This is a genomic window from Anaerotignum lactatifermentans (assembly GCF_014982935.1).
Taxonomy (GTDB): Bacteria; Bacillota; Clostridia; order Lachnospirales; family Anaerotignaceae; genus Anaerotignum; species Anaerotignum lactatifermentans.
The window spans coordinates 1-7,190 of the sequence record NZ_JADCKK010000094.1 but is presented as its reverse complement, the minus strand read 5'-3'; the positions used below and the strand labels follow the sequence as shown (position 1 = coordinate 7,190).

Sequence of the window (7,190 nt, the reverse complement as noted above, 5' to 3'; positions counted from 1 at the left end):
CCGGTTGCAGACCAACTGCACAGCCGGGTAGCTATGTATGGAACGGATAAACGCTGAAGGCATCTAAGCGTGAAGCCGCCCTCAAGATAAGATTTCCCATTCTTCGGAAGTAAGATCCCTTAAAGATAATGAGGTAGATAGGTTGGAGGTGTAAGCACGGTAACGTGTTCAGCTGACCAATACTAATAGATCGAGGGCTTGACCTAATAAAGATTTTATGATATAATGTTTGCTGTATTCGGTTTTGAAGGTGTAAACTTTCGAAATATAGTATAATCCTCGATAGCTCAGCGGTAGAGCATCTCTTACTTGCTTTGCAAGCCTGCTGTTAACCGGAGGAGGTTAACAAAGAGAGCAAACTGAAGGGCAAAAATCGAAGACATTATTCCTCGATAGCTCAGCGGTAGAGCATCCGGCTGTTAACCGGAGGGTCGTTGGTTCGAATCCTACTCGGGGAGTTTATGGTCCGTTGGTCAAGGGGTTAAGACACCGCCCTTTCACGGCGGTAACGCGGGTTCGAATCCCGCACGGATCATATGGCGCCATAGCCAAGTGGTAAGGCAAAGGTCTGCAACACCTCTATCCCCGGTTCAAATCCGGGTGGCGCCTCTGGAAAGTCCCGGTTTCACAGAATTAGCTGTGGGGTTGGGGCTTTTTTTTTGCGTAAAAAAGAATTTCTCTTTTTGTCTGCTTTGTCATAGAAGGTGGGACAGGAACCGTCAGATAGCCCAAAGAATGGCGGATTTTCCCTATTTTTTTAGCAGATGTCGAAACGAGGGAGAAGAAAAAGAAAAGAAATCCATAATTTTACTTGACGAATTGAACAAAGCGCGTTATAATAACAACAGTTACGGCGCCATAGCCAAGTGGTAAGGCAAAGGTCTGCAACACCTCTATCCCCGGTTCGAATCCGGGTGGCGCCTCTCAAAGCATTCGCATATTGCGAATGCTTCTTTTTTTGTGTTATATTTAGATAAATATCAAAATGTTATTGACACGGAATGAAAAAAGAAATAGAATACATTTAGATATATATCTAAATAAAAAACAGGAGGCGATGATATGGGCATACAGGAAACTTGGAAAGCCATGAGCGACCCTACCAGACTGGAAATATTGCGTCTGCTGCGTGATAAGCCTTTAACGGCGGGAGAGATTGGCGAGCATTTTCCGGCAACAGGAGCCACTATTTCGCATCATCTGGCGATTTTGAAACAGGCAGGGCTTATTAGTGACACAAAACAGGGAAAATATATTTTTTATGAGTTGAATTTATCGGTTTTAGAAGAAATGATGAGCTGGATGACAGCTCTGATGGGAGGCGATCACCATGAAAGGGAAAACGTTTCTGCTGATTCTGCTGAGCATACTGCCCCTGCTGATGGTGGCAGTTCTGTATCCTAAACTGCCGGAAATGGTGCCTGTCCATTGGGACTTGGATGGCGGTGTTACTTACGGGGAAAAAATCAAACTGTTTCCTTTGGCAGGACTGAGCCTTGTATTTGGGATTTTCATGCCCTTTTTGGCAAAGATTGACCCCAGAAAACAAAATTATGAACGGTTTGCAGACGCCTATTTTGGTACCAGAATCATTCTGCTGGTGTTTATGATCGTTATGATGTCCATCACCTTGACAGAAAGCCTATATCCTGGTTTTTTGCAGGTGGGGCGTGTAGTCTGTGCCATGGTGGCAGTGATGTTTATCCTTCTGGGAAATCTGATGCCGAAGTTTAAATCCAATTTTTTCACAGGCATGAAAACACCTTGGGCACTGAGCAATGAAAATGTTTGGAACAAAACACAGCGGCTGGGCGGCAGACTATTTTTCTTTGGCGGTCTGGTGATTCTCATTAGTTGTTTTATGGTTCCAGAAAAACAGTTGTTTTGGGGCACCATGGGTATTATGCTTTTGATTTGCCTGATTCCTACGGTCATGTCCTATCTTTGGTACCAACAAGAAGCACATGGGGAAGAAAAGTAGGGCAGATGTAAATTTTCTGTTTGGAACTGGTGGAAAATCATTGACGGACTTTTTGGAAAAAGATATAATTATGACGCTTGGAAGTATGGAAAAACATTGGTTTTTGACGCTTTCGGCGTCTTTTTATATTCAAAAGAAAAGAAAGGAGCAATCAGTAAATGACAAGAAAAAAAGATGTGTTTGTCATCGGACATAAAAATCCCGACACAGACTCTATTTGCTCTGCAATCGCATATGCAAATTTGAAAAATAAAATTTCTGACGGTAATTATGTACCCAAAAGAGCTGGGGAAGTCAGCAACGAAACCCAGTATGTACTGGACTTTTTCGGCGTGGAAAGCCCCGCATTCATCAACCACGTTGGTACACAGGTAAAAGACGTGACTATCAAGATCACACCCAGCCTGTCTAAAGAAATGTCTCTGAAAAACGCATGGATTACCATGAGAGATATGCAGGAAGCGACTATGCCTATCGTAAACGAAGGCAAACTGGAAGGCATTATTTCTGTCAAAGATATTGCTACAGCCAACATGGATATTTACGAAACCAGAATTCTGGCAATGTCCAAAACAAAATATTCCAATATTCTGGATACCATTGACGGTACCATGGTTGTGGGCAATCCCGAAGATGTGGTACCTCAGGAAGGGAAAATCCTCATTGGTGCAGCAAACCCTGATCTGCTGGAAAACTATGTAGAACCCGGCGATATTTTGATTACAGGGAACCGTTTTGAATCCCAGCTTTGTGCCATTGAAATGAACGCAGGCTGTATCGTTGTCTGCATGGGTGCGCCTGTTTCCAAAACCATTCAGAAACTGGCAAAGGAAAACAACTGCTCTATCATCAGCACACCCCATGATACTTACATGACAGCAAGACTGATCAGCCAGAGTACACCTCTGGGTTACTTCATGCGGAAAGAAAATCTGATTACATTCAGCGAAGATGATTTTATCAGCGACATCCGCGGCACTATGGCAAAAATCCGCCATCGTGATTTCCCCGTACTGGATCGTGACGGCAATTATATCGGTATGCTGTCCAGACGTTCCTTGCTGGAAATGGACAACAAAAAAATCATCATGGTAGACCATAACGAAAAATCCCAGGCTGTTGACGGTATTGAAGAAGCGGAAATTCTGGAAATCATCGACCATCATCGTCTGGGCACACTGGAAACATCTATGCCCGTATATTTCCGTAACCAGCCCGTTGGCTGCACTTCCACCATCGTATATCTGATGTATCTGGAAAATCAGGTGGAAATCGACCCCAAAATGGCTGGGCTCATGTGTTCCGCGATCCTGTCTGATACATTGATGTTCCGTTCTCCCACATGTACCCCTGTGGACCAGAAAGCCGCAGAAGCCTTGGCAAAAATTGCAGGCATTGATATTCAGGAACATGCGGAAAAAATGTTCCGTGCAGGCAGCTCTCTGGCGGATAAAACACCAGAAGAAATCTTCTATCAGGACTTCAAGAAATTCAGTGCAAATGGCGTGAACTTCGGTGTAGGTCAGATTTCCTCTCTGGATAAAACAGAACTGGAAGAACTGCGTCCGAAAATTGCGGAATTCATGGAAAACTCCGACAGAAACGACGTGGATATGATGTTCTTCCTGCTGACAAATATCATGGAAGAATCTTCTGATATGGTGTTTGTAGGCGAAAACGCAAAAGAACTGGTGGAAGCTGCTTTCGGCGCTCCCGCAGGCGAAAATCATATTTACCTGCCCGGTGTGGTTTCCAGAAAGAAACAGTTTGTACCCCGTGTGCTGGGTGCCATCCAGCAGTAAGGCGGTTTTGATATGAAAACTTACAAAATGGTGTTGTGTTATGATGGCAGTCGGTACAACGGCTGGCAGAAACAGGGCAACACAGATAATACCTTGCAGGAAAAACTGGAAAAAATCCTCACAGAAATCGCCGGCGTAGAAACAGAAATCGCTGGTTCCGGTCGGACGGACGCAGGCACCCATGCCAAAGGGCAGGTTGCCAGCTTCCGCATGGACTGGAAAGGAACAGCAGCAGAACTTTTGACAGAAATCAATGGACGTCTGCCGGAAGATGTGGGCGCTCTTTCTCTGGAAGAAGCGGAACCCAGATTCCACGCCAGACTGAACGCCAAAGCAAAGCGATATGTCTATACCATCTGGACGGGAGAAATGCCTCCCGTTTTCTGGCGGAAATACAGTTTCTGGTGCAAAGACAATTTGGATGTGGAAACCATGAAAGAAGCGGCTTCTGCCTTTGTGGGTACCCATGACTTCAAAAGTTTCTGCGCAAACAAACGTATGAAAAAGTCTACGGTGCGCACCATTTATGATATTAACATCGAACAGAAGGAACAACGTCTGGTGCTGTCTTTTACAGGCAACGGCTTTTTGTACCAGATGGTGCGGATACTCACAGGCACCCTCATTGAAGTAGGGGAAGGCAAACGCAGCCCCATGGAAATGGAAGAAATTCTGGCAGCGGAAAACAGGGAGGCAGCTGGCTTTACAGCACCTTCCCGCGGCTTGATGCTGGATGAAGTATTTTATGAACCTTATGGGAAAGGAACGGAGATGCCATGATTCGGATTGCTGACTTAAAACTGCCTTTGGGCAGAGAAGAAAGCCTGCTGAAAAAACGGGCGGCAAAACAACTGCATATCCCTGTGGAACAAATCACATCATGGCGGATCTTCAAAAAATCACTGGATGCCCGGAAAAAAGACCGTATCCATTATGTCTGCGTGGTGGATGTGGCTGTGGATAATGAAAGCAAGGTGCTGGCAGGAGTGAAAGGGGACAAAAATGTGTCCAAAACCCCGGATTTGTCCTATCATTTCCCAGAAGGCAAATGTCAGATGGAAAAACGCCCGGTGGTTGTGGGTTTTGGTCCGGCGGGTATGTTTGCGGCACTTCTTTTGGCGCAGATGGGTTTGAAGCCTATTGTGCTGGAACGGGGCGGCGATGTGGACAGCCGGAAGGAAGCTGTGGACAAGTTCTGGCAGACAGGCGTGCTGGATGTGGATAACAACGTCCAGTTCGGCGAAGGCGGCGCAGGGACATTTTCTGACGGGAAACTGACCACCCGCATCAAAGATCCTAGATGCCGAAAGGTGCTGGAGGAATTTGTGGCAGCAGGCGCGCCGAAAGAAATCTTGTACGACAGCAAGCCCCATATCGGTACAGACCTGCTCCGTGGCGTTGTGAAAGAAATTCGGCAGAAAATCATATCTTTGGGGGGCGAAGTACGCTTTTTCTCCAAAGTGACAGATATTTTCTCAGAAAACGGCATGGTGACAGGCGTAGAAATCAATGGAAAAGAACATCTGGATGCTTCTGATGTGGTGCTGGCATTGGGGCACAGCGCCAGAGATACCTTTACCATGCTTTATGAAAAAGGCTTTGCTCTGGAACAGAAGTCTTTTGCCATGGGGGTGCGTATTGAGCATCCGCAGGACATGGTCAACGTTTCCCAGTACGGCGAAGCGGCAGACCAGCTTCCGGCGGCAGATTACCGTCTGACTTATACCACCACGAAAGGCAGAGGGGTCTATACTTTCTGCATGTGCCCCGGCGGCTATGTGGTGGCAGCGGCTTCAGAAGAAGGTCGTTTGGCTGTCAATGGCATGAGCGAACACGCCAGGGATGGGCAGAACGCCAATTCCGCATTGCTGGTGCAGGTGTTCCCGGAGGATTTCGGCAGTGACCATCCCCTTGCGGGCATGTATTTCCAGCGGGAATTGGAAGAAAAAGCCTTTCAGGCTGGGGGCGGCAACTATACAGCCCCTGTCCAGACTGTAGGCAGCTTTTTGCAGGATAAAGAAAACGCTTTTGGGCAGGTGCGTCCGACCTATGCGCCCAAAACGGTTTTTGCAGATATGAAAGAAATTTTCCCGGACTTTATGACAGAAGCCATGGTGGAAGCATTGCCGGCGATGGGTCGGCGGCTGAAAGGCTTTGACCGGGATGACGCTGTGCTGACGGCTGTGGAAAGCCGCAGTTCTTCTCCTGTGCGTATTTTGCGTGGAGAAGGCGGACAGAGCCTTTCTCTGACGGGACTGTATCCCACAGGAGAAGGGGCAGGCTATGCCGGCGGTATTGTGTCAGCGGCAGTAGACGGCGTTGTGGCGGCAGAGCATATTTTCCGCAGACATGTGAAATAAAGAAAATTTGAAGTGGATTCCCTTCATGTTTAGGGCTTGCTTCATCAGAAAAAAGATAGCTGGAGTCTTTGAGATACAAAAGATTCCAGCTATCTATTTTTAAGATTTCAATTGAAATTTTTCTTCTGAAGACAGCCATCGCAGTTCCCTTTAAGAAATGAAAGAAAAGAGATGGTTTCTTAAGGGGAGACTGCTTGGGAATCCATTTTTTGACTTTGGAAAAGGAGGAGAGGACATGGACTTGGAAAAATGGCTGGCAGACTGGACAGCCTGTGTAGATGGTATTTTCGGAGAGCGGATATGTTTTCTGGGCATACAGGGCAGTTATGGCAGAGGAGAAGCCACAGCGGAAAGCGACATTGATGTGGTGCTTTTGCTGGATGGATTACAACTGGAAGATTTGCAGGCTTATGATGAAGCTGTGTCTGCTTTGCCCATGCGGGAGAAGCTCTGTGGTTTCGTAGGCGGCTGGGAAGAATTGATGCATTGGGATAAAGCGGATTTGTTCCAGTTCATACAGGATACAACACCTTTGCGGGGCAGTCTGGATGCCCTTTGGTGCGAAATCACAAAAGAGGACATCCAGCGGGCAGTTCATAAAGGCGCTTGTGACTTGTACCATGGCTGTGTCCACAATTTCCTTCATGAAAAAGATGGGGAGATGCTGAAAGCCTTTTATAAAGGCGCCCTTTTTGTGGTGCAGGCAGTGGTTTATCTGCAAAAAGGCGTTTATGGAAAGAAAAGAACGGATTTGGAGCAGATGGCAGAAGGTATGGAAAAAGAAATTTTGTCTATGGCAAAAGAGCTGAAAGGGCAAAATGAAATTTCCAGAGAATTGTTTGAACAGGGCAGTCGCCTGTTGCTTTGCTGGACAGGGCGGCTCATCAAAGAAGAAAAATAAAAAAACTGGAATCCTTTATGTGAACTGAACCCAAAAAGTTAGACAATATTTTCAAATTAAAATTGTTTAAGAAGCCAGAAGGGCTTGTTGTCTGTAAATTGCAGGTGGCAAGCCCTTTAACTTTGCTTTGATTCGATGGTTATTAT

General features: G+C 46.3%; 6 protein-coding genes, 4 tRNA genes, 1 rRNA gene and 1 pseudogene. 11 read left to right on the top strand and 1 reads right to left on the bottom strand.

The genetic code is table 11. The features are described from left to right. The 11 genes and pseudogenes from INF29_RS13640 to INF29_RS13590 all read left to right on the top strand — a co-directional run. Positions 1-206: ribosomal RNA gene (locus INF29_RS13640) — 23S ribosomal RNA — on the top strand; the annotation flags it as partial. Between the two features lie 180 nt (positions 207-386). Beyond that, positions 387-458: transfer RNA gene (locus INF29_RS13635), tRNA-Asn, on the top strand. Positions 459-463: 5 nt separating this feature from the next. Further along, positions 464-535, top strand: a tRNA-Glu gene (locus tag INF29_RS13630). A gap of 3 nt (positions 536-538) precedes the next feature. After that, positions 539-609: transfer RNA gene (locus INF29_RS13625), tRNA-Cys, on the top strand. A gap of 243 nt (positions 610-852) precedes the next feature. Further along, a tRNA-Cys gene (locus INF29_RS13620) sits at positions 853-923 on the top strand. A gap of 139 nt (positions 924-1,062) precedes the next feature. Then, positions 1,063-1,341 (top strand): annotated as a pseudogene (locus INF29_RS13615) (autorepressor SdpR family transcription factor); the annotation flags it as partial. Next, positions 1,331-1,981, top strand: coding sequence for an SdpI family protein (locus tag INF29_RS13610; protein WP_072853831.1), 651 nt, complete (start codon positions 1,331-1,333; stop codon positions 1,979-1,981). The pseudogene INF29_RS13615 and the gene INF29_RS13610, both read left to right, overlap by 11 nt. Positions 1,982-2,139: 158 nt before the next feature. Further along, positions 2,140-3,783, top strand: coding sequence for a putative manganese-dependent inorganic diphosphatase (locus tag INF29_RS13605; RefSeq protein WP_072853833.1), 1,644 nt, complete (start codon positions 2,140-2,142; stop codon positions 3,781-3,783). Between the two features lie 12 nt (positions 3,784-3,795). Then, complete coding sequence (gene truA / locus INF29_RS13600; protein WP_193487243.1) at positions 3,796-4,563, top strand: tRNA pseudouridine(38-40) synthase TruA; 768 nt, start codon at positions 3,796-3,798, stop codon at positions 4,561-4,563. Further along, complete coding sequence (locus INF29_RS13595; protein WP_193487241.1) at positions 4,560-6,143, top strand: NAD(P)/FAD-dependent oxidoreductase; 1,584 nt, start codon at positions 4,560-4,562, stop codon at positions 6,141-6,143. Before truA ends, INF29_RS13595 begins: the two co-directional genes overlap by 4 nt. Before the next feature lie 235 nt (positions 6,144-6,378). Next, a complete protein-coding gene (locus tag INF29_RS13590; RefSeq protein ID WP_193487239.1) occupies positions 6,379-7,044 on the top strand; it encodes a nucleotidyltransferase domain-containing protein in 666 nt (221 codons plus the stop codon). A gap of 66 nt (positions 7,045-7,110) precedes the next feature. On the opposite strand, the gene INF29_RS15420 is transcribed toward INF29_RS13590, so the two are convergent. Then, positions 7,111-7,190 (bottom strand): IS3 family transposase (locus tag INF29_RS15420; protein ID WP_408626509.1); only part of this gene is annotated, 80 nt, incomplete at its 5' end.

What these genes read in the sequence shown, in the direction of transcription:
- INF29_RS13610 (WP_072853831.1), top strand. Translation starts at nt 1,331, where the DNA reads ATGAAAGGGAAAACGTTTCTGCTGATTCTGCTGAGCATACTGCCCCTG.
- INF29_RS13605 (WP_072853833.1), top strand. Translation starts at nt 2,140, where the DNA reads ATGACAAGAAAAAAAGATGTGTTTGTCATCGGACATAAAAATCCCGAC.
- truA (WP_193487243.1), top strand. Translation starts at nt 3,796, where the DNA reads ATGAAAACTTACAAAATGGTGTTGTGTTATGATGGCAGTCGGTACAAC.
- INF29_RS13595 (WP_193487241.1), top strand. Translation starts at nt 4,560, where the DNA reads ATGATTCGGATTGCTGACTTAAAACTGCCTTTGGGCAGAGAAGAAAGC.
- INF29_RS13590 (WP_193487239.1), top strand. Translation starts at nt 6,379, where the DNA reads ATGGACTTGGAAAAATGGCTGGCAGACTGGACAGCCTGTGTAGATGGT.